Annotated in this window: 31 protein-coding genes; 7 read left to right on the top strand and 24 right to left on the bottom strand. The window is 44.4% G+C overall.

Going from position 1 to position 25,469, the window contains the following annotated elements:
- Positions 1–28: 28 nt before the first annotated feature.
- From B5G33_RS03350 to B5G33_RS03325, 6 genes are all read left to right on the top strand, one after another.
- Positions 29–391, top strand: a complete 363-nt coding sequence (locus tag B5G33_RS03350; protein ID WP_087416737.1) for a hypothetical protein — start codon at positions 29–31, stop codon at positions 389–391.
- 62 nt (positions 392–453) lie between these two features.
- Entirely contained in the window at positions 454–732 is a 279-nt protein-coding gene (locus B5G33_RS03345; RefSeq protein ID WP_087416736.1) for a hypothetical protein, read from the top strand.
- A 163-nt stretch (positions 733–895) separates the two neighbouring features.
- Positions 896–1,309, top strand: coding sequence for a DUF3268 family zinc-finger domain-containing protein (locus tag B5G33_RS03340; protein WP_087416735.1), 414 nt, complete (start codon positions 896–898; stop codon positions 1,307–1,309).
- A gap of 15 nt (positions 1,310–1,324) precedes the next feature.
- Complete coding sequence (locus B5G33_RS03335; protein WP_087416734.1) at positions 1,325–1,900, top strand: sigma-70 family RNA polymerase sigma factor; 576 nt, start codon at positions 1,325–1,327, stop codon at positions 1,898–1,900.
- A gap of 20 nt (positions 1,901–1,920) precedes the next feature.
- Positions 1,921–2,604, top strand: coding sequence for a hypothetical protein (locus B5G33_RS03330; protein WP_087416733.1), 684 nt, complete (start codon positions 1,921–1,923; stop codon positions 2,602–2,604).
- Positions 2,605–2,621: 17 nt separating this feature from the next.
- On the top strand, positions 2,622–3,059 hold the full coding sequence (locus B5G33_RS03325; protein ID WP_087416732.1) for a hypothetical protein: 438 nt from the start codon (positions 2,622–2,624) through the stop codon (positions 3,057–3,059).
- Positions 3,060–3,136: 77 nt separating this feature from the next.
- On the opposite strand, the gene B5G33_RS03320 is transcribed toward B5G33_RS03325, so the two are convergent.
- From B5G33_RS03320 to B5G33_RS03230, 19 genes are all read right to left on the bottom strand, one after another.
- Entirely contained in the window at positions 3,137–3,955 is an 819-nt protein-coding gene (locus B5G33_RS03320; RefSeq protein ID WP_087416731.1) for a hypothetical protein, read from the bottom strand.
- Positions 3,956–4,044: 89 nt separating this feature from the next.
- Positions 4,045–4,461, bottom strand: coding sequence for a winged helix-turn-helix domain-containing protein (locus B5G33_RS03315; protein ID WP_087416730.1), 417 nt, complete (start codon positions 4,459–4,461; stop codon positions 4,045–4,047).
- Positions 4,462–4,537: 76 nt separating this feature from the next.
- Complete coding sequence (locus B5G33_RS03310) at positions 4,538–5,773, bottom strand: ABC transporter permease (RefSeq protein ID WP_087416729.1); 1,236 nt, start codon at positions 5,771–5,773, stop codon at positions 4,538–4,540.
- On the bottom strand, positions 5,773–6,657 hold the full coding sequence (locus tag B5G33_RS03305; protein WP_087416728.1) for an ABC transporter ATP-binding protein: 885 nt from the start codon (positions 6,655–6,657) through the stop codon (positions 5,773–5,775). The genes B5G33_RS03310 and B5G33_RS03305 overlap by 1 nt, the downstream gene beginning before the upstream one ends.
- Positions 6,629–7,399 carry a hypothetical protein gene (locus B5G33_RS03300; RefSeq protein ID WP_087416727.1) on the bottom strand — a complete coding sequence of 257 codons (771 nt, stop codon included), beginning with the start codon at positions 7,397–7,399 and terminating at the stop codon, positions 6,629–6,631. Before B5G33_RS03300 ends, B5G33_RS03305 begins: the two co-directional genes overlap by 29 nt.
- 3 nt (positions 7,400–7,402) lie before the next feature.
- Positions 7,403–7,906: an RNA polymerase sigma factor gene (locus B5G33_RS03295; protein WP_157949571.1), complete on the bottom strand. Its 504-nt coding sequence runs from the start codon at positions 7,904–7,906 to the stop codon at positions 7,403–7,405.
- A gap of 126 nt (positions 7,907–8,032) precedes the next feature.
- Positions 8,033–8,449: a winged helix-turn-helix domain-containing protein gene (locus tag B5G33_RS03290; RefSeq protein WP_087416725.1), complete on the bottom strand. Its 417-nt coding sequence runs from the start codon at positions 8,447–8,449 to the stop codon at positions 8,033–8,035.
- Positions 8,450–8,561: 112 nt separating this feature from the next.
- Complete coding sequence (locus tag B5G33_RS03285; protein ID WP_087416724.1) at positions 8,562–8,753, bottom strand: PspC domain-containing protein; 192 nt, start codon at positions 8,751–8,753, stop codon at positions 8,562–8,564.
- Positions 8,743–9,486, bottom strand: coding sequence for an ABC transporter permease (locus B5G33_RS03280; protein WP_330396629.1), 744 nt, complete (start codon positions 9,484–9,486; stop codon positions 8,743–8,745). Before B5G33_RS03280 ends, B5G33_RS03285 begins: the two co-directional genes overlap by 11 nt.
- An 18-nt stretch (positions 9,487–9,504) precedes the next feature.
- Positions 9,505–10,251 (bottom strand): ABC transporter permease, encoded by a 747-nt coding sequence (locus tag B5G33_RS03275; protein WP_330396628.1) that lies wholly within the window; start codon positions 10,249–10,251, stop codon positions 9,505–9,507.
- Positions 10,235–11,158, bottom strand: a complete 924-nt coding sequence (locus tag B5G33_RS03270; RefSeq protein WP_087416721.1) for an ABC transporter ATP-binding protein — start codon at positions 11,156–11,158, stop codon at positions 10,235–10,237. The genes B5G33_RS03275 and B5G33_RS03270 overlap by 17 nt, the downstream gene beginning before the upstream one ends.
- Positions 11,159–11,307: 149 nt before the next feature.
- Positions 11,308–12,231 carry a sensor histidine kinase gene (locus tag B5G33_RS03265; protein ID WP_087416720.1) on the bottom strand — a complete coding sequence of 308 codons (924 nt, stop codon included), beginning with the start codon at positions 12,229–12,231 and terminating at the stop codon, positions 11,308–11,310.
- Between the two features lie 2 nt (positions 12,232–12,233).
- Positions 12,234–12,935 carry a response regulator transcription factor gene (locus B5G33_RS03260; RefSeq protein ID WP_087416719.1) on the bottom strand — a complete coding sequence of 234 codons (702 nt, stop codon included), beginning with the start codon at positions 12,933–12,935 and terminating at the stop codon, positions 12,234–12,236.
- A gap of 197 nt (positions 12,936–13,132) precedes the next feature.
- Positions 13,133–13,543 (bottom strand): winged helix-turn-helix domain-containing protein, encoded by a 411-nt coding sequence (locus B5G33_RS03255; RefSeq protein WP_087416718.1) that lies wholly within the window; start codon positions 13,541–13,543, stop codon positions 13,133–13,135.
- The gene (locus tag B5G33_RS03250) at positions 13,536–14,060 is read right to left on the bottom strand and encodes a hypothetical protein (protein WP_087416717.1); all 525 of its coding nucleotides are present in this window, start codon (positions 14,058–14,060) and stop codon (positions 13,536–13,538) included. Before B5G33_RS03250 ends, B5G33_RS03255 begins: the two co-directional genes overlap by 8 nt.
- Before the next feature lie 29 nt (positions 14,061–14,089).
- Positions 14,090–14,503, bottom strand: a complete 414-nt coding sequence (locus tag B5G33_RS03245; protein WP_087317316.1) for a hypothetical protein — start codon at positions 14,501–14,503, stop codon at positions 14,090–14,092.
- Positions 14,503–15,180: an ABC transporter ATP-binding protein gene (locus B5G33_RS03240; RefSeq protein ID WP_087162298.1), complete on the bottom strand. Its 678-nt coding sequence runs from the start codon at positions 15,178–15,180 to the stop codon at positions 14,503–14,505. The genes B5G33_RS03245 and B5G33_RS03240 overlap by 1 nt, the downstream gene beginning before the upstream one ends.
- Before the next feature lie 29 nt (positions 15,181–15,209).
- Positions 15,210–16,475 carry an ABC transporter permease gene (locus B5G33_RS03235; RefSeq protein WP_087416716.1) on the bottom strand — a complete coding sequence of 422 codons (1,266 nt, stop codon included), beginning with the start codon at positions 16,473–16,475 and terminating at the stop codon, positions 15,210–15,212.
- A gap of 12 nt (positions 16,476–16,487) precedes the next feature.
- The gene (locus B5G33_RS03230) at positions 16,488–17,828 is read right to left on the bottom strand and encodes an ABC transporter permease (protein ID WP_087416715.1); all 1,341 of its coding nucleotides are present in this window, start codon (positions 17,826–17,828) and stop codon (positions 16,488–16,490) included.
- A 424-nt stretch (positions 17,829–18,252) separates the two neighbouring features.
- On the opposite strand from B5G33_RS03230, the gene B5G33_RS03225 reads away from it, so the two are divergent.
- On the top strand, positions 18,253–19,554 hold the full coding sequence (locus tag B5G33_RS03225; RefSeq protein ID WP_087308839.1) for an IS110 family transposase: 1,302 nt from the start codon (positions 18,253–18,255) through the stop codon (positions 19,552–19,554).
- Between the two features lie 107 nt (positions 19,555–19,661).
- On the opposite strand, the gene B5G33_RS03220 is transcribed toward B5G33_RS03225, so the two are convergent.
- The 5 genes from B5G33_RS03220 to B5G33_RS22555 form a co-directional block, all read right to left on the bottom strand.
- Complete coding sequence (locus tag B5G33_RS03220) at positions 19,662–20,936, bottom strand: ABC transporter permease (RefSeq protein ID WP_087416714.1); 1,275 nt, start codon at positions 20,934–20,936, stop codon at positions 19,662–19,664.
- A gap of 15 nt (positions 20,937–20,951) precedes the next feature.
- Positions 20,952–22,289: an ABC transporter permease gene (locus tag B5G33_RS03215; RefSeq protein WP_087416713.1), complete on the bottom strand. Its 1,338-nt coding sequence runs from the start codon at positions 22,287–22,289 to the stop codon at positions 20,952–20,954.
- A 265-nt stretch (positions 22,290–22,554) separates the two neighbouring features.
- On the bottom strand, positions 22,555–22,788 hold the full coding sequence (locus tag B5G33_RS21850) for a hypothetical protein (RefSeq protein ID WP_015573184.1): 234 nt from the start codon (positions 22,786–22,788) through the stop codon (positions 22,555–22,557).
- An 87-nt stretch (positions 22,789–22,875) separates the two neighbouring features.
- Positions 22,876–24,489 (bottom strand): recombinase family protein, encoded by a 1,614-nt coding sequence (locus B5G33_RS03205; RefSeq protein ID WP_087416712.1) that lies wholly within the window; start codon positions 24,487–24,489, stop codon positions 22,876–22,878.
- 113 nt (positions 24,490–24,602) lie between these two features.
- Positions 24,603–24,764, bottom strand: coding sequence for a hypothetical protein (locus tag B5G33_RS22555; RefSeq protein ID WP_164475145.1), 162 nt, complete (start codon positions 24,762–24,764; stop codon positions 24,603–24,605).
- Between the last annotated feature and the right edge of the window lie 705 nt (positions 24,765–25,469).

Genomic DNA, 25,469 nt, shown 5'->3' with positions numbered 1-25,469 from the left:
CCGCCTGTTTCTATGGAAGGTGACAGATATGGAACGAACCCACTGTACGGCGGATGCCAAACATATCCGCCATTTTCTGGACTGCTGTGAGGGAAACTGGCACCAGTGCGTATATGTGCGCTGCGTTTCCTGCAAAACTCCGGGATATTGCAGACAGCCGGACTTTTTATACCATCCGGATCCGGAGGGGAAACCCTGTATCCTCCCCATGAGGGATGCCAGGCTTCTTTTCGCCCGGCTTCCGGAGCCCACCGAGTGCGCCGGCGCATTGACCATGGAGCAGTTTACCTCCCTGTATCGGCCCTATCTGGAAAAAGAAGGGCTGCTTGAAGCCCCCTGTCTTCCGGAGGCACTGCTGCGTCTCCAGGAGGCAGCCTGCTATGACTGGTAAAGTTGCGTTTTGCGGGGCTTCTACGTATAGGATAAGTAAGAAAACGAAAGGAGGAGCATCACATGAGTTATCTGATTCTGATTATCTGCTGGATCGACAGGGCATTTACCACCCTGATCTTTCTCCCCATGCTGTATATCCTGTACCGGAAGTTCCGCCCCACAAAGCCCTGGACGCCCCGCGCCATGCGGCTCTACCTGGTCTGCAAGGTTCTGGTGATCCTGTTTCTGGTGCGTATCTTCTGCGCCGGATTCCTCTTCACACCAGTCAACTATGAGCGCTTCACGGACAGCGGCCTGTTTCCGCTGATCAAGGCCATCTTTTACTCGGACTGGCCGTAAAAATGGTGAAACGTGCCATTTGGTCCGAATCTGGGACCAGTTTCGGCGCTCATCCTATGGGCATCTGTCACCTTTATCCTTACACTATAAGTAAGCAATACGTAGAGAATGATAAACGTATGTCGTACTTATGTCATACGCATGAAATTGAGGTGAACAGACTATGAAACATAAGAAATCCATCCGCTGTCCATACTGCGGCGGCACTGCTATCCTTCGGGACGCTTCCTTCGTCTATGGGGAGAAGTCCTATGGCGGCAAGGTTTATGTATGCAGCAACTATCCCAAATGTGACGCCTATGTAGGTGTCCATCCCGGAACCCGGATCCCCAAAGGCACGCTGGCAGACCAGGAACTTCGGAAGAAACGGATGCTGGCACATCAGATTTTCGACCAGATCTGGCTGAGGGGAATCTTAAGCCGTCCTGACGCCTATCACTGGATGGCGGACAAGTTCTGCCTCTCCGATGAGCAGGCGCACATCGGGATGTTCGGGAACTATATGTGCGACCAGGTGATCCGGGAGTCCAAAAAACTTCTGGCACACCAGCGGCCCCGCCTCCAGGCGGCAGGCTGAAGGGAGGGAAATGCGATGGTAAAGCCCATGACACCCGCCCAGAAGCAGCTGGCGGAAGATCATATGGATCTGGTCCCAAAGATCATCCGCTCAATGACAAACGGAAGCCCTTTAACCAGCGAGCAGCGGCAGGAACTTTGCCAGATCGGATACCTGGCCCTGTGCCGGGCAGCCGTCTCCTGCGGGGAAGGGCTCCCCTTCACTCCATACGCTGCAGCTGCTATCCGCAATGCCATTTATGACTCCTGGCGTCACGAAATCCGGGGAAAAGATCTTTTCTGCCCGCTGCAGGAAGATCTGCTGGATGCTATGCCGGCCCTGCAGATTGGCCAGGAGCAGGAAGCAATGCCGGATGCAGCGCCCCTGGCACTGAAGGATACGGCGGCAGGTGCTTATCTGGAGACGCTCAAAGCCTCCCAGTGCAGCACCATCCAAAAAGGCATTGAGGCCCTCTGCTTCCAGCTTGAGGGTTACTCGGCCAAGGAACTGTCCGCTCACTACCAGGTGCCTTCCAACCATATCCGGGCCTGGCAGAGCAAAGCCCGCAGATTTTTACAGCAGGATGCAGCGCTGTGCGCTCTGTTATCCTGAACAATAAAGGAGGAACTTTTATGCTTACGCTCTATACCGCTGTCGGCAGTCTTCAGTTTGTAAATGTGAACGGGAAACCGGTCCCCCATGTGATCAACAACCAGAAGGAATACGGGATGTCCAAAGAGGAGCTTCTGGTGTGGAGCTGCCTGGCCTTCCAGATCCTGACTTATCCGGAACTGGAGCGTCTGTTTGAAAAGAACTGTGCAGACTCCGGCCAGTCCATTTCCCTGCCGCTGTCCCATTACCTGAACCGTCTGCTCCTGCGGGGGCTTCTGGTAAAAGGGATGGGGGTAAGCGCCGTGGATGCCCTGTACCGGCTTTTGGGGACGCTGACCATCACGCCCGTTGAGGACCGTTTTCTTCCCCGGCTTGCCAGCGTATTCCTGCTCTACACCAAAAGGCAGGTACGTCTGAAAGATATCCCCCGGCTCCTGCGTAAGACAAAATGTACGCCCACGGAGCGGGAAGTCCTGGCTCTTGCAGGGAAAGCGTCTCTGTCCACGGCAGAGCTGCTGCTCAGTATGGAGCGGGGCGTCCTGATCCGGAAGGAAGAGGATATCCTGGAAAAGCTCTACACCTCGCCGGAAGACACCTGCAGCACCCTTACGGATACCGTGCAGATCACCCACGCCCAGTATCCCATCCTGCAAGCGGTCAGCAACCTGTACCTGAACCAGAAGATCCTGTTCCAGAAGATTTGATCCGAAAGGAGAACCCTATGCCGAAACCATTATTCACCCGGCTGGCTGCCATCTGTGCAGTCGGCCTTTTCTGTGTCCTGTTTGGAGGCGTTTATGCCCTGTCTCAGAAGGATACCATCCTGCTGGTCATGAGCCTGCTTCTTGGAGTGTGCTGCATCATCCGCTTCCTTCTTTTATATCGTACCATCAAGACGGAAGACTACCTGATCCTGGAAGGCACCTGTGTTAAGCGGGAGAAATCGCCCCTCACTCGAAACCAACAGGTGCTTTTCCGTACTGCAGACGGGAAAGAATACCGCTTCAGCCTGGAAAAAAATACCCGGCTTCTGGCTGGCCACAGTTATCGGCTCTATTTTAAGAAAGAACGCACGCTGGAAGAAAATTCAGGAAAAGCGTTTCACGATCCGGCGCTGATTGGTTACGAAGAACTGATAGAAGTAGCTGCAGAAGAATAAAGAATGTCCTGTACAACTGGAATCAATCAGGTGTACAGGACCATTTCTCGTCAGAAACGAAACCGTCTCTTATCTTTTCACAAGATGTATAAATTAATTGCTCGTATAATTTGTCTCAGAGGATCGGGTTCATCCTCAATCTTATCATCTAACTTTTTTTCAAAATTCTTGCAAATTTTTATGTGTGCCTCATAATAATCATCTGACAATTTTCCACCTTCTGTAATAACCAATATTAAATATTCCACAAAATCTCGAAAATGATCTGTAATCCCTAAAATCAGATTAAATAATGAATCCAGTTTAATACACGTATTTGGCACCGCTTGTATATCAGTCGCTAACCCCTTTTGCCATTGTTTGTCATCCCCAACAGGAGCATTATAAAATTGATAATTTCCTTTTCTATCAAATGAATATCTTGCAAAATCAAAACGAGCATCTACACGTTTGAACTCTTCAACTAATTCTACCACTTCTGATAATGCCATTTTTTCTGTAGAATTCATATTTAATTCGCTTAATCTTTCTCGTAATGCATCTAAATAATCCTTAATATTATGATTTTGATTCATTTTAGTCTCCGTATTAGTTATCAAACTTATCGCATAGATACTACTTTTCAGCCATAATTCCACTCCATGCCACACACTAAATAAAACAGGGAACACCATTGTATCTGCCATATTTTGAGGGTTATGGCTATATATAATAGAATATAAGGCTATGACGGCATTTGCCATGTATGCTTTCCCCATTTCAAAATTATCACTAATTCCTTGAAATGGATTTTCTTTATTATTACCTCCCATAGAATCATCGAAACGCCAGTTAAGAAAAGCATATCCATTTGGGTTGTTATAATCTATATCTTTCTCTCCATAAAATATCTGCATACGCAATATCTCCTCAAATTGTAATCCTTTGCTATTCATAATATCAAAAATACACCCTAATTACTATACTATTAGAAAATCCCAGGGGCTCACTCCCCTGGGACATCTACAAACTTGTATCCAACTCCCCACACCGTCTGGATATATTCTTTCTTTGTAACCTTCCGCAACTTCTGGCGGATATTTGCAATGACACAGAATACCGCACTGCTTACATCCACCGGCTCCTCCTTCCAGACTGCCTGGTAAATCTGCTCTTTCGTGAAAACTCTTCCTGGCTGACTGGAGAGATAAACCAGTGTCTGAAATTCATACGTTTCCGTCAACGGAAGCACGCTCCCCTGGTAAGAAACCTGGTGCTTGTCTGGATCTATGCGAAGACCGGAATACTGAAGAACCTCATCACTCTCTGTCGCTGGCTTCTCTGTATCGAATTTTGCCAGGATCTGCTCTGTCACCTTTCCAGCTGGATCCGTGGTACGGAGGATGATTTCAATTTGCCTCATCTCTCACCAGCTTTCAAATGACTACAAATTAACGACATATTATTTCAGTTATCGGCTTATATTCATCATCTACAACTTATTTATTAACTTGGTGTTTTCTAAAAATCCAATAACTCATCGCAGAAAATATAACAGCTCCGGCGCCGTTTACTATCATTGCCATATCTGGCCACCTTATTACCACATTTCCTATACTGTAGGCAGTATAGGACTGGAAAGAGAAATCTGCAATTTTGGATGGGAATAAAGACAATATACGACTCCAAGTATATCCTCCGGTATCTGGTGATAAAAAGGTGGGGATGATTATTAAAAGAAAAGCAATAATAATAACTCCATATGTGTTTTTTAGTAATGCAGACATTAAAAGCGTTATTCCCACTATCCCCAGAGTAAAGAAATATGCTAAAACCAATGCATAAATAACTGCCTCTCCCATTGTTAAATGATATCCCACGGATACTGCAGGATATTTTAATTGGATTGGTAGGGCTGCTCCATCAGCTCCTAGAAGGCCAAGATATACTGCTGAATAAATTAACGTAATTCCCCAGTATACACAGGTCGTAAATAGCCACACTGTAATGATTTTGGCAAAAATCAATTTGCTTTTTCCATATTTCATACATAGTATTAGCGAGTCGCATTTTGATTGATATTCCCCGGAAAAAATCGGTGCGATTCCGATGCAAATAATCATCATAATCAGAACAGGCCATGTCAGTGCATCTAAAATCATGTCCCAGCCTTTGTGATAACCATATTGATATTCCGGTATTTTTTCCACTTCACGCTCCCAATAATCTGCTTCAACAGGCGTAAGCTGGCCTCGCTCTTCTCTTGATTGAATATATTTCTGGTCTCTCTCAAGACGTGCTTGTATAAAATCTTTACCGACATTTTCCTCAAAAACATCCTTTATGTCCGTACTACTGCCGGGTTCCTTATATACATTTGAAATCAAACTCAGTAACTCTCTGTTGGATTGATAAAAAGTTCTATATTTTTCTTCAGACAAGTAATGGTACGCTTCGTTATTGGAATTAGTATCAGGGTTATTAGCGTACTCTAAATACTGATTTACAATTTCATTCACTCTATCCTGTGTTAATTCTTGCCGCTGCTGAGTATCTTTCAAAACTTCAACAGCTTGCATTCCACTTACAGTCTGGCCATTTTGATCTATTGCAGTAATTTGAATAATGCTTGAATAAACACAAAAAATCAAAAATAAACAACATCCTATAACTGATATTTGTGTTAGTCTGCTTTTCCATATCTTTTTCCATTCATATTTAATCATTCCACCCATTAATTTCTGTCACCTACTTCCATCTCATCCGAAAAATACTTTAAATACAAATCCTCCAAAGTTGGTTCAACATTAATAGCCCCCTCAATTGGAGCTTCTAAAGACACAATTCTGGCATCAACATAATTCGCTAATGCATGTGAATTTGCTATACAAAACTGCGCTTCAAATCTTGTCCAGTCTTTATTTGGAATATGGCAGGACCACACCTCTCCTTTCACTTTATCAAGTAGCTCTTCTGGTGTTCCCTGCAAGATAAAGCTTCCTTTTTTCATCACCAGTACCTGATCAGAAATATATTCTATATCCGATACAATATGTGTCGATATAATGATAATTTTATCTTTTGACATTTCAGATATTATATTTCGGAAATACGCACGTTCTTTTGGATCTAACCCTGCAGTCGGTTCATCTAAAATTAAAATTTTAGGATCATTTAACAGAGCTTGAGCAATACCCAATCGTCGCTTCATCCCTCCTGAAAAAGTTCTGATTTTCCTATCTGCCTCTTTCTCTAAATTAACCAGCCTTAATAGTTCTCTTGTTCTTCTCTTTGCATATTTCGGCTGCAAACCTTTAATCGAAGCAATATAGAGCATAAAATCCTGCGCTGTAAAACCTGGCGTATATCCAAACTCCTGCGGTAAATATCCCAATAAATCCCGAAACTGCTCTCCCATCTGTAAATTACTTTCACCGTTTACTTTAACTTCTCCAGATGTAGGTTCAATAATTCCGCAGATCATTTGTAAAAGCGTTGTTTTTCCTGCGCCATTGGCACCTAAAAACCCATATACTCCTTCTGTTAATACCGTATCAATCTGTTTTACCGCAATTTTATTTTTAAATTGTTTAGACAGATGTTCCATAGCTAATTTCATCCAGATTTCCTCCTGTCTTTTTAAAAAGTCTGTGTAACTCTATTATCGTGCCCCCCAAAGCTATTAGCCCTATGCCTAGCCACATATTAAAGTAAGATGCCTGGTATATTCTTATATCCGATATTTTGGAAATTATAATTATACAATTTAAACATACTCCCCAGGTTAAAGAATACAGCGAAATATTCTCCTCCCTGCACCTATTTAAAATTATCATGCATCCAAAACACATAATGATATAAGGCACTAATCCATATAGTATTACCTGCCAAATTATAGTTTTTTTAAATATAGACATTCCTAACGCCATACATACAAAAAAAATTAAATCAAATAATCCGAATGTTATCAAACGAACCATAAGCACTTTGCCAAATGAGTTTTTGGCTGTCATTTGTATTTCTACCATTCCTGGCTGAAATATGTTACATATCTCATTCGCATTAATTAAACATAGCGCAGGACCAGATACTGCGATCAAGGTCCATGTCCAACCGCTAATATCAATTTGTTCAGTGCTAATTACATATAAGATCATGATAGAAATAATAAACTTTAGAAACCATGTTTTCTTTTTAATAAATCGTAACTGGTTTATAAAAAATTCTTTATTACACATCCGTTGTTTTTCTGGATGCAATTTTACTGCTTTAGCCTTCATAATAGTTTCTTCATATTTCCGGATGTCGTATAAAGGCACCTCTATTTTTCCCAGTTCTTTCATTAACCGTTTATCTATCATATTTCATAACTCCAATCTATTTTTCAACGCTTTTTCAGCATTTTTCAATTTATATCGAACAGTGGATGCAGGAATATCTATTATCTGAGAAATATCTTTAATTCTGAGTTCCTGATAATATCTCAAAATAATTATTTCCTTGTCTAAATCATCCAAAGAGTCCAATGCTTCCCATATGCTCATTTGCATTAACTTTTTATCTATGCCGCCATCATCATATTCTTCTTCCACTAATTTCAAATTCACATTTTGGGTTTTACGGATGTAATCCCTGATAGAATTTTTTGCAATAACATATAAATAGTTCTTCAGCCTACCATATTCTTTATATCTATCTATTTCCTTTATGAACTTTAAAAACACATCCTGAGTAATATCTTGAGCCACCTCCCTATTTCTCACATGATAAAAACAATATCTATATATACATTTATAGTTTTCTTGTATTAACGTCTCTATCTCACCCTCATCGAAGATAAGTTTTTTCACAAGCTTTTTTTCAAACACAAAAATTCTCCTAGTTTCATCTATCTTGTTCTCGTTTACTCCCTTTTATAAGGTATAACGTTTGAAAACAAGAAAAAAGCAACTTTTAATCAATTTTTTTATTTTTTGTAGAAAAATCCCAGGGGCTCACTCCCCTGGGACATCTACAAACTTGTATCCAACTCCCCACACCGTCTGGATATATTCTTTCTTTGTAACCTTTCTCACCTTCTGACGGATATTTGCAATAACACAGAACACGGCACTGCTTACATCCACCGGCTCTTCTTTCCAGACTGCCCGATAAATCTGCTCTTTCGTGAACACCCGATTTGGCTGACTGGCGAGATAAACAAGTGTCTGAAATTCATAGGTTTCCGTTAATGGAAGTACGCTCCCCTGGTAGGAAACCTGATGTTGAACAGGATCAATACAAAGACCGGAATACTGAAGTATCTTATCACTCTCTGTCGCCGGCTTCTCTGTATCGAATTTTGCCAGAAGCTGCTCTGTCACCTTTCCAGATGAAGCAGTGGTCCGTAGGATAATTTCGATCTGTTCCATTGCTCACCACCTGTTCAAAACTTGAAAGACATTATTGCGTTTTAATGCTAATCAATTCTTTTATCATTCCCTTTTTGTCCTATATCCCTTCCAATAGACAGCCAAATCCCACTTAACGTTTTGGTTCTTTTGGTATAAAGATTGCCAAGATAATATACACCAGCAAGCCACTTCCATACAACAGAATTAATGCAGCACATACCAAACGCACAAATTTAGGATCAATATTAAAATAGTTTGCAACACCACCGCATACACCTGCGAACCATTTGTTGCTTCTGGAACGATACATTTTACTTGCCATAAAATCTTTTCTCCTTTCCACCATTTCCATGCCACACTAATATAAACACAGTAAGGCAACCACACAACAAGAGAATAAAGATACTTCCGATTAGATTAGCAGTCGTCATTTCATAATAACCAGCGACACCTAACAGAGCTGTAATAGGATAAAAAGATCTTGTCAGGTTGGACATACTCATAAACAGTCCGGCGAAAGAATAAATTTCTGCCAGCAGCAAAGCCAGCCAGTAGCTCTTTTTGGTATAGGACACTAACGCAATAATTGGAGATACCGCTAAAAAGACACCAATGCCCTCTAACAGATAACTCTTAAAAAAGGATAGTACCATTCGCACAGATAGATCGGTATGATGCAAAACCAATTCTACGGAAAAGGTAATTGCAAAAAGCAATAAATAAATCAAAATGCTAATTGCAAAGGTCACAATCATTTTTGCTGCGGTCAATGTAGTTTCATTCACGGGGATCAGCAACAATGATTTCAAGGTGTCGTCTTGTTCCTCCCGGCAAATCATATAACTTCCGAGCATTGCAACGATGGCAGGCAGAACAAACATGGTAGCCCACGGTTGCACCATTGTCATGTACCAGCCTGCGTCACTCAAATAAAACCCATCAACGGTTGTTTCCCGTCCCGCTACCAGCACAATGACCGCAATCAATACAGTTGCAAAGACAGTAAGCAAGATGATACTGGAACGGCGAAGTTTTCTCCATTCCGCCCAAAGCATTTTTCGCATCAAATCACCTCACTTTCTCTTGCGAAGCGAAAAAGCAGCAAACAGCACAGACAGCGCATCCCAAATAAAGATACAGAACAACGCCAGCGGGACATTGATATTCTGTGCGAAAGCAAGTCCCTGAATATTTCCGCTTCTTGTAATGATAACGGAAATGCTGGACACAGGATGCAGGTACATACTGATTGACGTGATAAAAAAGCCGAGAAATACATAAAGCAGTGTCATGCAAACGGGAAAAATATAGCCCTTTTTTGAAGCGGCAAGGGCTAAAATCGGCATAACAGCAAAAGCGGTCAATACGCCAATCTCCAAACACCTTTCTGCCAAAAATCCAACACTCTGCCACTCAAAAGCGACAAATCCGGGCAAAACACTGAATAGAACCGTAGCCACCGCCGAAATCAGCATGAAAACAATGGAATAGATCAACACAACAATAAACTTGCTGAAAAAATATCCCATTTTACTGACAGGGACAATCCAAAGCTGTTTGAGCATATCATAGCGGTTTTCATCGTGCATCAGCACAACACAAAATACGCCCAGCACAAAGGGAAGGATGATAAAGGGTGTATATCCAAAGGCGGCCAGCTTGTAAAACGCTACCGGGTCAATACCGCTCGCCTCAAAATAGTTGTAATAGACAAAAGAGAAAAACGGCATGATAAACGCAGCCAGCAGCATAAACCAAATCATTTTCTTGCGACGCAGTTTCAAAAATTCTGTCTGAACCAAATTAAGCAATTCCCTCACCTCCCGTAATTCTTTTGAAATAGTCCTCCAAAGTATCATTACAAAGCTGGGAACTGATAACGGACACATCGTGCATGACAAGTGCCTTGTTGATTGCTGCCATATCTAAAGAAGTGTCATAAAGGCATAATGTGTGATCATCGTACATATCAAAATCCGACACACGAAATTTTTGTTCCAAAATCAACATAGCTTTCGATATATCGCTCACACGAAGCAGGATATACTTACGATTTTTCTTTTCTAAGGTCTTCATGGTACTTTCTTCTAAAAGCACTCCGTGATCGATAATGCCAATATCATCTGCCAGAAGAGCAATTTCGGAAAGGATATGGCTGGAAATTAAAATTGTTTTTCCGCATTCTGTGCTCAGATGTTTGATAAAGCCCCGCATTTCCGCAATGCCGATGGGATCAAGGCCATTGGTAGGCTCATCCAGAACCAAAAGTTCCGGATCATGCAGAATGGCATTGGCGATGCCGAGCCGTTGTTTCATTCCCAAAGAATACTTGCTGAACAGCTTTTTATCTTTGTATGGTAGCCCTACCACTTCCAAAGCGTTTTTTACAGCATTAGGACCCGCAGTACCACGCAGCCTTGCAAAAATTTCAAGGTTTTCTGTGCCGGTAAGATTCGGATAAAAACCTGGAGTTTCAATAATTGCCCCGATACGCGGATAAATGCTTTTCTCATGACCTTTAATGTTATGTCCGAATACGTCCACCTCACCGACAGTAATAGAGGTAAGTCCCAAAATCATTTTCATAATGGTGGTTTTTCCAGCCCCATTGCGTCCCAACAATCCATAGATACGGCCTTTTTTTACATGAAGATTTACGTCTCTAACGACGGTTTGATCTCCATATATTTTTGTCAGCTGTTTTGTTTCAATCAAATAATCACTCATACATATTTCCTCACTTTCCCTATGGAAATGATGAGATTTATAATCCCAACATCTCTAACCACAAGACCAGTATAAAGCCATAACCTTGCCGTAACCTTGCCGAAATCTTGTTTTAACCTTGCTTTGAACATGGGGAAAGCCCTGCGCGGTCACAGGGCTTTCGGAAGTATGATGGTAAAGGTTGTACCAGCTCCGGGAACACTTTCAGCCGTGATGGTTCCTTTATGGATGCTCACCAGTTCCTTTGCAATGGAGAGGCCCAGTCCGTTCCCTCTAGCAGACCGGGAATGGTCGCATTGATACATCCGTTCAAAGATATGAGGAAGATCAACGGCGGAAATCCCTTTTCCGTTATCGGACACCATGATTTTGGCCTGTTGCTCCGCTTCTGTCACGACTAGAGACACCTGGCTTGCATTGCTGTGCGTCAGGATATTTTGCAGTATGTTATTGAGAATACGGGTGTAAGCGGTGGGATCAACCCTTGTCATGTATTCTGTTTCAGGTATCTCTATCTCATAGGAAAGATTATGGCTTTCCAGCATCGGCACCCAGTCAGCCATAATATTGCGGGAAAGTTCGTTCAGATCGCAAAGCTCAAAATGAAAAATCTGTTCTCCGGCATCCAACTTCACCCATTCAAACAGGGCTGTTACGAAATCTTTCAGATGGTAGGCTTTCTCCGTTGCCACTCGAATATATTCTTCCTGCTCGGCTCCTGTTACCATTTTACTTTCCACTGCCTCCAAATAGCCCACCAGAGAAGCAAGAGGGGTTTTTACATCATGGGAAAGGCTCGTCATAAGCCGTTTATAAGCCTGCTCAGATTGCTTCTGTTGGATAAGCTGGGACTGGCTGTTCATGGCAATCTCATTGATGTCATAACAGATCTGCTTCGTCAGGTCGCTTTCCCGTGCCAGTACACGATGATTCAGGTTCCCCTTCTTTATATCTGTCAGAGCATCTTTAATCAAGGAAAGCTGATTCCGGATGCGGTGAAGTTTTGCCAAAAGATATCCAATCACCAGCAGGGCAACCACTAAAGCCAGCAACAGATAAAGATTCATCTCCATGCTCATGCCTCCTTATTGAACCGATACCCTACGCCCCGGACAGTTTGGATATAAAATGGCTGTTCTGGATTTGGCTCAATTTTCTTCCGTAGTTTGCTGATAAAAGACATGATGTTGCTATCGTCAAAGGCGTATTCCTCTTCCCATACCTGTGTGTAGATCTGCTTTTTGGTAAACACCCGGCCTTTATTGGATGCCAAAAATAGAAGCAGGTCAAATTCCTTGCCAGTCAGCTCTACTGGGAGGTTCTGGACAGTCACCATTCGATTGACTTTATCAATCACCATATCTTTCAGCAGCATAGTGGCGGCTTCGTTTCCGGCTACGGGATTTAAGGTAGTATAGCGCCGGATCAGAGAATTGATGCGGGCCATCAGTTCGTTAATGCCAAAAGGCTTTGTCAGGTAATCGTCTGCCCCTAGCCGCAGGCCGGAAACCTTATCTTCCTCATCGCTTTTGGCAGTCAGCATCAGCACCGGCACATTATTCTTCTCACGGATTTTTTGTAATACCTGAAAGCCATCCATATCCGGCATCATCACATCCAGAATAATCAGAGAACAGGTATCCTTGTTTTCTTCCAGCAGCCGCAGGCCCTCTAGCCCGCCATACGCCACCACCGCAGACAAATTTTCCTGTTCCACGCATTTTTTCATCAAGGTACAAAGTTCTTTATCATCATCTATAATCAAAACAGTATTCATTATAAATCTCCTCCAAATCATCCGGCGTCTATTCCCGATTGTCTTGTTTTGTTTGTCTATGATAGTTATTATATAAAGAAGTTATGGATACATCAACTAACATTTATGCACGAACAAACCGGAAAACAACAGCGTTTATTATTCTCCTGCAGCCACCTGACAATCATAGAACATACTTATAAAAACATCCCAGGAGATCACTCCCCTGGGACATCCACAAATTTGTATCCAACTCCCCACACGGTCTGGATATATTCTTTCTTTGTAACCTTCCGCAGCTTCTGGCGGATATTCCCGATGATACAGAACACTGCGCTGCTTACATCCACCGGATCTTCCTTCCAGACTGCCTGGTAGATCTGCTCTTTGGTAAAGACTCTTCCTGGCTGACTGGCAAGGTACGCCAGGGTGTGAAATTCGTAATTCTCTGTCAGAGAAATTCCTTGCCCCTGATACGATGCCTGGTGGCGGAGTGAGTCAATACAGAGTCCGGAATACTCAAGAACTGGATCTGCCTCCGGCAATGCCTGACCTCCATCCAGTCTTGCCAGGATCTGTTCCTTCACCAGACCGGAACTTTCTGTCGTGCGAAGTACCAGCTCAATCATACCTGTTTCGTACCGCCTTCCCCGCCGTCTGAAATGTTACGGATATCAGCTCCTTTTTCCCGCTTCTGGAAATCTTCACGTCATATCCCACAGATTGCAGATACTGAAGCGCCAGCCACCTGCTTGTTCCCAGCCTTTCATTGTCTGCCTTTCTTTCCGTTTCTCCTGTACCGCCTATTGCTGTGAAGGACAGTGTTTGGTCTTTTCCTGAGAAAAGGACCTGTACCGGATGTATCTCGCATACCAATACATGGAAAAGCGCACAGACGGCTGCCTGTACCTGGCAGGTACACAAAATCTCTTTATCCTCTGCGATTTCCCGAAAATCCATTTTTACGGGAATCTTTTCTTTGCGAAGCTCCGTTTCCATTTCCTCAAAGATCTCCAGGCACATCAACAGGAGATTCTTATGCTGCGTCTCTGTTTTCCACTGGGAAAAAGGTGTCTTATTTAATGTAAGCCAGTTTTCGATCAGATAACTTTTCTCTACTTTCCTGTCATCTTTCTCAGTCTTCATTGTTTATCCCCTCCTCCTGCCTGCATGGATCATTCCGGCTCCCTTTCTTTAAATCCCCATTCCTCAAAATCAGTATCTTCCGTTTCCTGCCTGGAGCCATCTGCTTCTTCAGACACAGCCTCTATTGGCCCGTTAAGCATGGGAGACGATGCTTCCGGCTGTAAATCCAGCTTTTGCGCAGCAACTCTCGGAAGCACATATCCGCAAAAGATCAGGATTGCTGAAAGCGCAAAATACTGCACACAACTGGATAAATAAAGATTCACGATTGCCAGTTCATTTCCGGCTACGGGAACGCCCTGCTCCAACTGCAGGGAAATATTCTTGTGGCAGGCAGCCAATGCCGTTACCGCTGTAACTAGCAGGATCAGTGCGAGGATGTAAAACACTGCAGAAAGCATTTTTCCCTTATGGATGGATCCAGGGGATGAAATCCGTCTCATTACCTTCCCCTCCTTCCATTCCGTGCCTTCGGTGTGTCCGATATCCGGTCCAGAACCTGGAGTTCTCCCCGTTTCAGCCTGCATATCACATCTGCCTGCTTCGCCAGCTCATTCGAGTGTGTAACTACGACCACACACTTATTCATCTTGTGGGCGCTTTCTTTGAGGATCTCCGTAATATCCCGTGCCGTATCCTCATCCAGATTTCCGGTAGGCTCATCGGCAAGAATGACCGGCGCCTCACTGGCCAGAGCCCGTGCAATAGCCACACGCTGCTGCTGTCCGCCGGAGAGTTTCAATACGTTGCGCTTTGCCTCTTCTTTTGTCAGCCCCAGCCGCTCCAGGATGGGAAGCGGCGGCAGCTTGGAGGTGAGGGCTACATTTTCCTTTGGATTCAGATAGTCGATCAGGTTGTATGCCTGGAAAATGAAAGACACATGATTCTTCCGGTGGTCGGAAAGCCCTGTCTTCGCAATATCCTGGTCCTCGAATAAGATCTGCCCGCTGGTCGGGCTGTCCAGGCCGCCGATCAGGGACAAAAGCGTAGTCTTCCCACAACCGGACGGGCCAAGGATCGCATAGAGCTTTCCCTGCTCCATCTGGACATTTATGCCACGCAATACTTTTCTTCGATTATCGTAGGTATACCCTACGTTTTTTACTTCCATGATGCTCATACTGTTTACCTCGTTTCTTTTCTATTTCTTTACTCCATCTGTGACAAGATGGCTTTCGGTTGCATCCGCATGACCGGGATACAAGACACCAGTACCGCTATGATAAGCAATCCCACTCCGGCAGCTGTGACCAGAACAAAATGCTGGGGCGTAACAATGACGTTCTCAGCCGCCTTTCCAAACAGTGTTCCTAGAGTCCCCGCCATTTCCCGGCTTGCCAGATATGCCAGTGGAAATGCTGCTATAGCAACCAGGCAAATCTCCAGCATTTGCTGCAATAGGACTGCGTACTTTTCAATCCCCACTGCCAGCAGGATCCCGATTTCCCGTTTGCGGCTTCGGATAGACATGAAAAGGATCAGGATGATCAGTACCATGCTTACCACGGTAATCATTACAATCAGTGTTGTAACCAAAGTGCTGGTATCCGAGAGAGAGCTGGAAATACGCTCATATACTTCGTTGTTTACCGTGATGTAGTAGGAGTTCCAGTCGATGGAGGTGTTGTTCTGGACTTCCTGAACAATACTCTCCAGCTTCGCCGCGTCAGAAACGAAGAAATCTACGGATGTAATCCCATTCCCTTCGCTTGCCGTATAAGGCGCAGAGATAGCGGACATGGTATCCATATCCACAAAGACATATTCCTCATAATCATAAAAGGTCGAGGGCCTTGCCATCGTTGCCTGTTCGTCATTATCATCCGCAATGACCTCAAACAAACCGGCAATTTCACATTCCACCAGCGGGTCGCCTGGATTCCCGTTTTTAATTTCGAGAGTATCGCCAAGGGACAATCCATATTTCTCAGCCAAGCCTTCATACAAAATGATTCCACTATTACCCTCCGTTACATGGCGGCCTTCTGTTAAACGCAAGGCTCCACTAAGAAACAGCGGAGAATACTCCGAATCAAAGCAGCCTGAACCATAAAAAAGGTCTGCTACATATTCTCGTTCATCTGTCCCTTTCATCAAAGTATCCTGATTATAGAGATTTACGATTGTCCAATGGGAAGTGTTATAGGATTCTACACCGTCAATCGCAGCGATTTCCTCAATCATCTCATCCGTGACAGGCTGCAAGGTATAGCCATTGTTGGCATTAACAGTAAAACTGGCACCTGTCACGCCCCGCAGTTCCTCCGACTGCTCCTCTTGTGCATCTGCAATCGCCATCCCTGACAACACCAGAGTCGTAATAAAGAGAAGCAGGCAGAAAAGCAGCAACGTCTTTTTCCATTTTCGGACGGTATGTAAAACCGCCCGTATTCCTAAATTCGTTTTGTGATTCATATCTCGTCTCCTTTATTCCATCTGGGATAAGATCTGTCTCGGCTTCAAACGCATCGCCGAGATGCTGGATATCAGAACTGCTGTAATCAGCAGAATACCGCCCCCGACAGCAACCAACACAAAATGCTCTGGCTGAACGATTACACTTTCTGATGCCTTGCCAAATAGCGTTCCCAGGACGCCTGCCACCTGCTTGCTGGAGAGGTAAGCCAGCGGAAAGGCCACCACCGCAATCAGCAGCGTTTCCAGCACATATTGGAGAATCACTGCAGGTTTGGCAATCCCCACTGCCAACAGGATGCCGGTTTCTCTCTTTCGGCTGCGGGTGGACATTGACAGGATGAGGATAATCAGCACCATACTCACTACAGTAATAACAACGATCAGTGTAGTGATCAAAGTTTCCGTGTCAGAAAGGGAACTGGAGATATTCTGATACACTTCATCATTGGCTGTAATAATAAAATTGTTCCAGTTAATTGAAGAAATGTTCTTTACTTCCTCAATCACGTTGTTTAGTTCAACGGCATCCGAAACATAAAAATCTGCTTCCCGTATTTTGCTACCATCTTCATAGTTTACTGCCATCTCTTTCATGGCGTTAATGCTGCAAAAAGCATAATCGGTGTAGTCCCACATGGTAGAATCGTCAAGCATATTGGCCTCATCATCTTTGTCAGCTACAATGTCAAAAAAGCCTATGATTTCCATTTCGATGACCGGATCCTCACCGTAAGGATCAATTCTTCCTTCTAATGTATCTCCGATTTCAAGGTCATTTACCTCAGCACGTTCCCGGTTGATGATAAGTCCATTAGCCACATCCTCCGTAATGTGGGAGCCCTCCACCAGTTTAAACCGTCCTGATACAAATAAATCATTATACTCTGTATTGACAGAACCATAGGTATAGAAATCGTGAACTTTACCATTGGTAATCAGCTTTTCTTTTCCCTGCTGTTCACTATTCCAATCACAAAATGAATGAACAGGGCAACTGGTACTCTGCACCTTCTGATCCTGATACAGTGTAGGCATGGAAACAATTGAGGCATCATATCCAGAAATCCCGTCTATTGAAGAAATCTCTTGAAGCATTTCATCCGTAATAAATTCCTGCGTACTATAAGAACCATAGGTTCCACTTGTCCATCCACCTGTAGACAGATTTCTCTCCACAGTAAAGCTGGCTCCGGTTGTTCCACGCATTTCCTCGGTCTGCTTCTCCTGAGCATCAGCAATCGCCAGTCCAGATAATACAAGCGTCGTAATGGACAACAGTAAGCAGAACAAAAGTAATGACTTTTTCCATTTCCGAGCCGTATATAAAAAGGCCCGTATTCCTAAATTCATCCTGTACCTCCTCGTATAATAAGTTTGTAAGCAAGAAAAACAGCTTACAGACTTATTCTTTTTTGGTATAGATGGTAAGGACTTCTAAGAGGTACTCCCCTCATCCTGATTCCCATCTATACAGTTGATAGTTACATTTCCATATAGGTAGATCCTGTGGTATGATATCAGGCAGAGTCTGATGTCCGAAGGCACTGCTCAACCTCCTTTCAGCCGGCTTTGTCCGCGACTGCTTCGAAAGCATTCAGCCTGGCTCATACGGCACATTCCGCTGACACAGAAGTTTCATCCCCAGCCGTTAGCCCCAGCAAGAATGGCTGACTGGGTGCATGCTCATTACGCGAGGGTTCGGTCACCGTATGCAGCGCAGGATAAACCTTTTGCTTCAGACTTCACAAATCCTTATCGGAATGGAGGTGATATCATGGTAAAGATCAACTATATGTCCACCTTGTTTGTTGGTATTGATGTAAGCTCAAAAACCAATTCTGTCTACGCCATGGACTTTGAGGAAAACAAATATCTCTCAACATCCTTTGGCAATAATCAGCCGGGGGCTGATGAGCTTGTAAATAGGATCGCCGCATGTATGCAGAAGCATAAAAATCTGGATACGCTTCTTATCGTCCTGGAATCTACTTCTGTGTACAGCGTCCATATTTCAAACTTCCTGGCTTCCAGCGAGGTCCTCATGCCCTACAAGCCTTACGTCTTCTGTGTAAACCCAAAGACCACTGCGAACTACCGCAAGTCCTATATCGGAATGGAAAAAACCGATCCCACAGATGCCTATCTCATTGCGGACTTTGGAAGGGTAGGCCGTACCAAAAAGCTGGAACCATGGCGCGGCGGGCAGTTTATTGCCCTGAAACGTTTGACAAGGCACCGTATGCACCTTTCTGAGTGCATCACCAGAGAGAAGACCTACATGGTCTCGAATCTTTATCTGAAGTTCAGCGAGCTTCAGCTCCTGGAAGGGGATGACAAGCCCTTTGGCAATCTCTATGGGGCCACTTCCTCAGCCGTCCTGACGGAATTCCTGTCTCCGCAGGAAATCATCGATATGCCGGAAGAGGATCTGCTTGCCTTCCTTGCACAAAAGAGCAGGAACCGCATCTCTGACCTATCCAAAACTTCCGAGCTTTTGCGGAAGGCGGCCAGAGATTCCTACCGCTTGGACAAGTGCATGTACGAACCACTGAACATCTCACTGGCAAGCTCGTTTAACTGCATCCAGGCCTATCAGAAAGAAATCAGGCTGATCGAGCAGGCGATTGACAAATGCATCAAGGGAATGAACACAAACGCCCTGATCATCCTTCAATCCATACCCGGAATCGGTCCGGTATGGGCATCCGGGATCCTGTCAGAAATCGGCGATATCACAGCGTTTCATTCGTCCGATGCTCTTGCCAAATATGCCGGCCTTTACTGGCCTAAAGGGGATTCCGGGGATTTCATTTCTGAGGATAACCAAATGTCGAAAGCCGGGAATCCCTATCTTCGCTACTATCTTGGCGAAGCGGCAAACAGCGTCAGGAAGCACATCCCTGAATATGCTGACTTCTATGCCAGAAAATATGCTGAGGTATCCAAACATCAGCACAAAAGAGCACTCGCGCTTACATCTCGTAAATTCGTACGACTCGTTTTTGGATTGCTGGCCAAAAACCAACTGTACACCGGCGAAAAGCTGGACGCCGAATATAATATTGAACCGAACTGACATTCGGTTTTTTGAAATACATACCGAAGGTCTATTAAAGTTACCCTTTTTCTGAAAAACACATCAAAATCATCTTCAAAAAGTTCTTGACATATCACCAGAATGCTTTACTCCATCTGGGATAAGATCTGTCTTGGCTTCAAACGCATCGTTGGAATCCCAGACAGCAGCACTGCCATGATCAGCAGGATACCCCCTGCAATAGTCACCGACATAAAATGCTCTGGCGTGACAATCACATTTTCTGCCGTTTTCCCAAACAGCGTTCCCAGAGTGCCAGCCACCTGCCGACTGCATACATAAGCCAAAGGGAAGGCTGGTACAGCAATCAGCAACGTTTCCAGCAGATACTGCAAGACAACTGCAGGCTTTGCAATTCCCACTGCCAATAAAATTCCAGTCTCTCTTTTACGGCTTCTGACAGACATGAAAAGGATAAGCGTGATCAGTACCATACTCACAACCGTAATCACGACAATCAGCGTGGTAATCAAGGTGCCGGTGTCAGAGAGTGCGCTGGAAATGTTCTGGTATACCTCATCATTGGACGTGATAGTATAGTTATTCCAGTTAATGGAGGATATGTTCTGCACGTCTTTGATCACATTATCTAACTGGGCGGCATCCGTAACATAGAAATAGGCTTCGGAAATCCCATCACCGTCCTCTCCCCAGCCCTTTATCAATCCTTCCGCAGCCTCCATGCTACAGAATACATAGCTGGAATAATCGTAATAAGAGGAGTCATCATACATATTCACTTGGTCCTCTTTATCAGCCACCACATCAAAGATGCCTACGATTTCCATATCCACTGCAGGCGTGTTGTTCTCCGGGTAATAGATTCCAGTCAGTGTATCTCCAACCTTCAATCCATTCCACTCCGCCAGCTCTTTGCTGATCATGATGCCATTTGACATGTCATCTGTGATATGGGTTCCTTCCACCAGTTCAAACCGCCCGGACAAGAACAACTCATGATACTGTGAGTTGTAGGAACCATAGTTATAAAAACCGTAATTTTCGTGTTCCAGAGATTCCCCGTCGGCATTAAAGATCTGTGGCAATGTAATCAGGGAAGCGTCATATCCCTGGATGCCGTCCACCGAGGCAATCTCCCGGATCATGTCCTCGGTCATAAATTCCTGTGTGCTGTAAGAACCGCCGCTTCCGCTTGACCAGCCCCCTGTAGATATATCCCTCTGGACGGTAAAGCTGGCTCCGGTGGTTCCCCGGACTTCCTCTGTCTGCTCTTCCTGTGCGTCTGCAATAGCAAGCCCTGACAATACCAGGGTACTGATTGATAAAATCAGGCAGAATACCAACAGCGTCTTTTTCCATTTCCGGGCCGTGTATAAAAGCGCCCGTAATCCTAAGTTCATATCGCCTGCACCTCCTTAACTCATCTGCGACAAGATACTCTTGGGTTTCATCTTCATAATGGGATAGGCCGCCAGTGCAGTAGAGGCCACACACAGTACCATGCCAAATCCCCAGACCATTGCGTAATCTCTCCCGGAGACTGCCACCTCAATCTCGGAAAGGTTCAAATCCTCGGCGGGTTCTTCCGCAGCTTCGTTTTCCCCTGTCAAATCCACCGTTTCATAGGTTTCGCTTGTTACCTGAGAGAGCAGGCTGCTCCCGATCTGATGGGAAATGACGGTGCTGGTGCCAAAGGAGATTACAAGGGCGATGGCCGCCACAAGAACCACCTCCAGCAGATACTGCAACAAAACCGAGCCTTTTGAGATTCCCATCGCCAGATAGATACCGGTTTCATGGATGCGTCCCCGGAGGCGCAGCGTCAGGAATAGTGCCAGCACCAGGAAGCAGATCACAGATACCACCGCAATGGCAATAAACACGATATTCTGCAGGCCTTCCAAGGACTCCTTTGCGTTCTGGTAGTCGTTGTCATAGCGTGTGAGCGTACAGTCCTCCCATGCTACACCCGGAATATCCTTTACCTCATCCATGATGCGCTCAAGCTCATCCGGATTATCCACATAAAAATCCCCATACTGTACACTTGCTCCGTCTTCTGTTCCATAGAGCAGGCTGGCGGCTGTGGACAGGTCTGTAAATACAATATTGTCGTAGAGATCATAGGACGGTGCAATGCCGATAGAGTCCTGTTCTTTGGTATTGGTAAAGATCCCGGCCACCGTTACCGGAATGGTACGATTCTTCCCCTCCACATCCTTCAGCAGCATCGTATCCCCTACACTCAGCCCGTTTCTCTGTGCAAATTTCTCATGGATCAACACCTGGTTTCCGCCCTCCGTGGTAATCGGTTCGCCCTGTGTCAGTTCAAACCCGCCTTCCGTAAAGTAGCTGTCATCCTGGGAGTTTGAATTGGCCACGATCTTTCCAGCGTGTTCATAGCCTTCCGGTATCTGAGCAGCTTCTTCCGTATTGATTGCAAGAGGATTCCCCTGTGCATCACAATATTCAGCGTAGGAGTAAGAGCGGAGCGTGTACCTGCCGCTCAGTCCGTCAATCCCCAGGATCTGCTCCCGTACCTCCTCTGTGATCCCGCCCTCCAGCTGTTTTCCATTGATTGTGAAGTATCCCAGAAGAGCCTTTTTGATGTTGGCATTAGCCGTTTCTGTGGCAGACTGGATGGAAAAGCAGGTCAGCATCAGCGTTGCCATGACCAGAAGGAACGCAAGCAGCGTAAAAGTCTTTCCTTTCTTCCGTATGGAATAGAGAAAAGCCCGTTTACACAAATTCATTTTTCTTTCACCTCATTTCTTATGTTGTTCTGTTGTCCATGTGTAAGTGAACATTCTAAGGATACATAAGGAAGGTGGAGTTCAGGTGGAGTTGAGATGTTCTTTTGGTGGAGTTGTTTCTAAAAGAAAAAACTGGAGGTTTTCGCAAAGGAAGACCTCCAGACTATTATGTATAGGATAATACTGACTGGATAAGAGTTGTACCTTCTCCAATCTCAGATTTTCTCGCTTGCCAACTTATAAATTACCTGTTCCAGAATCATACCTACATTCTTTGCCAAAGCCATTCTATATCAGGAAATAGCAAATGCAGAATGAAGCCTGCAACAACAAAGACTCCTATAAGGAGAATGATATAACATAATATTTTTACTAATTTCTTAACTTTTGCTTTGCCGTTCTCTACATCTAAATAAATAGAGTTCACTTTCTCATCGGTAAAACTTTTCTCTCTGACATCCTGAACATCTATATCTTTCACTAATTCATCTAATGTCATATCGAAATAGTCACTTAGCATGACGAGCCGTTGGAAATCCGGATAAGATTGACCGGTTTCCCTTAGTTAAAAATATCAATCCGATTTTTAATCAATTTTTCCGATAAAGCGATAATATATCTCGATTTCTTGTGTCTTTTCGCCATTATCATCTATTTCCGGCGCATGGATTAGGATTTTCTCAATCATGGTATTGAGCAGTGTAGCGGTCAGTTCCTTAGGTACTGCATTTTCTTTGATGAGTTCCACCCATTTCTCTGCGCCTATCATTTCTTGTTCCATTTTTCGTATTTCTTCACTTAGGCTTGCTGTCTGTTCTTCCAGCTCTATCTGTTCCTGCTGATATTTACTGGATAACATGACGAAATTACGCTCTGTTATCTTTCCGCTGGCTCTGTCCTCGTACATTTTAAGGAATAAGCGGTCAACTTCTTTTTGTCGGCTCTCTGCCTTTTTCAGTGCCGTTTCTGCTTTTTTCTTTGTCTGCAATCTCTGTGCGTTTCCAGCTTTCTGTATCTTCTTCAAGACCATTTCCTCGTCCTGCTGTACGGCTCTCGCCCAGAATTGAAGTCTTTCCAGTACCGCTTGATACAGCACGTCATAGCGGATATAGTGCATAGAACAGTAACCTTTGCCAAACTGCCCGTAAAAACTGCAAGCGTAATAGCTGTAAGGCGTTTTGTTGGCGGTATTCGTCCCAAACCTCATAGACCAGCCACAGTCAGCGCATTTGACAAGTCCGGCGAATATCTGTGTTTCCTTGTTCTTTCTCTGTCGGCGTCTGGACTTGATAAGCTCCTGCACACGGTAGAACACGTCCTTGTCAATGATCGCTTCATGGGTATTCTCCACTCTGAACCATTCACTTTCCGGCTTGCGGACTTTCTTCTTGTTCTTGAAAGAGATAGTAGACTGTTTGTTATGCACGCTGTTTCCTATGTAGACTTCGTTTTTCAGTATCGTCTTGACCTGTGCTATTGTCCATGTGTAACGCTTGCTCTCCGGCGCATTTGCGAAGATATGTGCGAATGTTCCGTATCTCTGGTAGTTTATCCAAGAGGGAGTGGGTACTTTTTCTTCAATCAGCGTCTTTGTGATTTTCGCCCCGCCGTTGCCCTGATAGGCAAGTGAAAATATCTTCTCCACAATCCACCTTGTTTCATCATCTGGGATAATCTTCCCTTTGATTTCCGGGTGCTTCTTGTAGCCAATCGGAGCATATGCCCCATAGTGTGCGCCCTCTGCAAATTTTGTCTTAAAGGCAGATTTTACTTTACGGCTGGTATCTCGTGCCACCCACTCATTGATGATGTTCTTAAACGGTGCAATTTCGCTCTCGCCTTTTTCACTGTCCACGCCGTCGTCAACCGCTATGTAGCGGACATTATGGCTGGGGAAGTACAGTTCCGTGTACTGCCCCGTCATAATGTAATTTCTGCCAAGACGGGAGAGGTCTTTTGTAACTACACAGTTGATTTTTCCGGCTTCAATATCTGCAATCATGCGCTGAAAATCCGGTCTGTCAAAGTTTGTTCCCGACCACCCGTCATCTATGTACTCGTCAATAACGTTCAAATGGTGTTCTCTGGCATAGGAGCGGAGCATACTTCTCTGTGTCGTGATACTGGAGCTTTCCCCCTGTAATTCATCATCACGGCTCAGCCTAAGATAAAGTGCAGTATTGTAAATCTGTTGTTTCATTGTCAGTTATCCTCCTCTATAACCAACCCATGTTTACAATACCTGCTTGCAGATAAAGTATAACACGGGCATTTTTCCTCATTCAATATATTTTTCATCTCTGCCCCTTTTTCTCACGCTGTTGTCTGCTTTGCTTTTTCCAGAAGAACATCTGTCCACAGTTCGTCAATCGTTTTCCCTTGCTCTGAAAAATGTTCTTTTATGATAATTCGTGTCTTTCCATAAGCCAGACGCTTCTTGACTGTCGCATTTCCCGTATCTTCTTTTTCTGTCATTTTATCAATAACACATCACCTCTTTTCGTTTTGGACTGTTGAAGCAGTCAGACGGCGATTGTCAACGCCCACAGGACTTGCACCTCTGCATGGTTCTCATGTAGCCGTACCCATTGCGTGCGACGTTTCTAGCGTTCAGGCTGTGGCTGTACGGGAGTATCATTATCAGACAACACAGGTCATGGCTAAGAGAAGTGACAAACTCTCTTTTATGGACGCTGGCATGGTATCGCTCGCTTTGCCGGAAAAAGGTCATGGCGTACCAGCCCGTTACGGCTCGCTGGCTGTCTAACGTATCTGACTGCTGTATTCACTTGTCAAAGAACAGTTGAAAGAAGAAAACCTCTTTACGCTTAACACTCGCTATGCAGAGGGAAGATTGATACCCAAAATTGAAAACAATCTTTTCTTTTTCCGCTATTAGTACGAATGACAGATAAGATACAGGCAATCCTCGACCGGATTTCCTCTTTCCGCTCCATATAGGGAATGGAAAGTGTCTTTTGCTTCCAGATTTCAGAAGTTTTTTCTTTTCGTACCATACAGGGGCAGAAGTGGTGTTCTGCCAAGTAAAAGCGAAAAAATCTTTCTTCACTTAACAGCTACCCAGCGACTGCGGTTACTGCCAACTTTCAAACATTTTCCTCTCTCTATCATCAATACAAATGAGAGATATATTTCTGGCAATTTCTAATGAATTTTCTT

The sequence above is a fragment of the Blautia sp. An81 genome, assembly GCF_002161285.1.
GTDB lineage: Bacteria > Bacillota > Clostridia > Lachnospirales > Lachnospiraceae > Blautia > Blautia ornithocaccae.
Note: the sequence above shows the minus strand (reverse complement) of the source record. Positions and strands in the feature narration are given on the sequence as shown.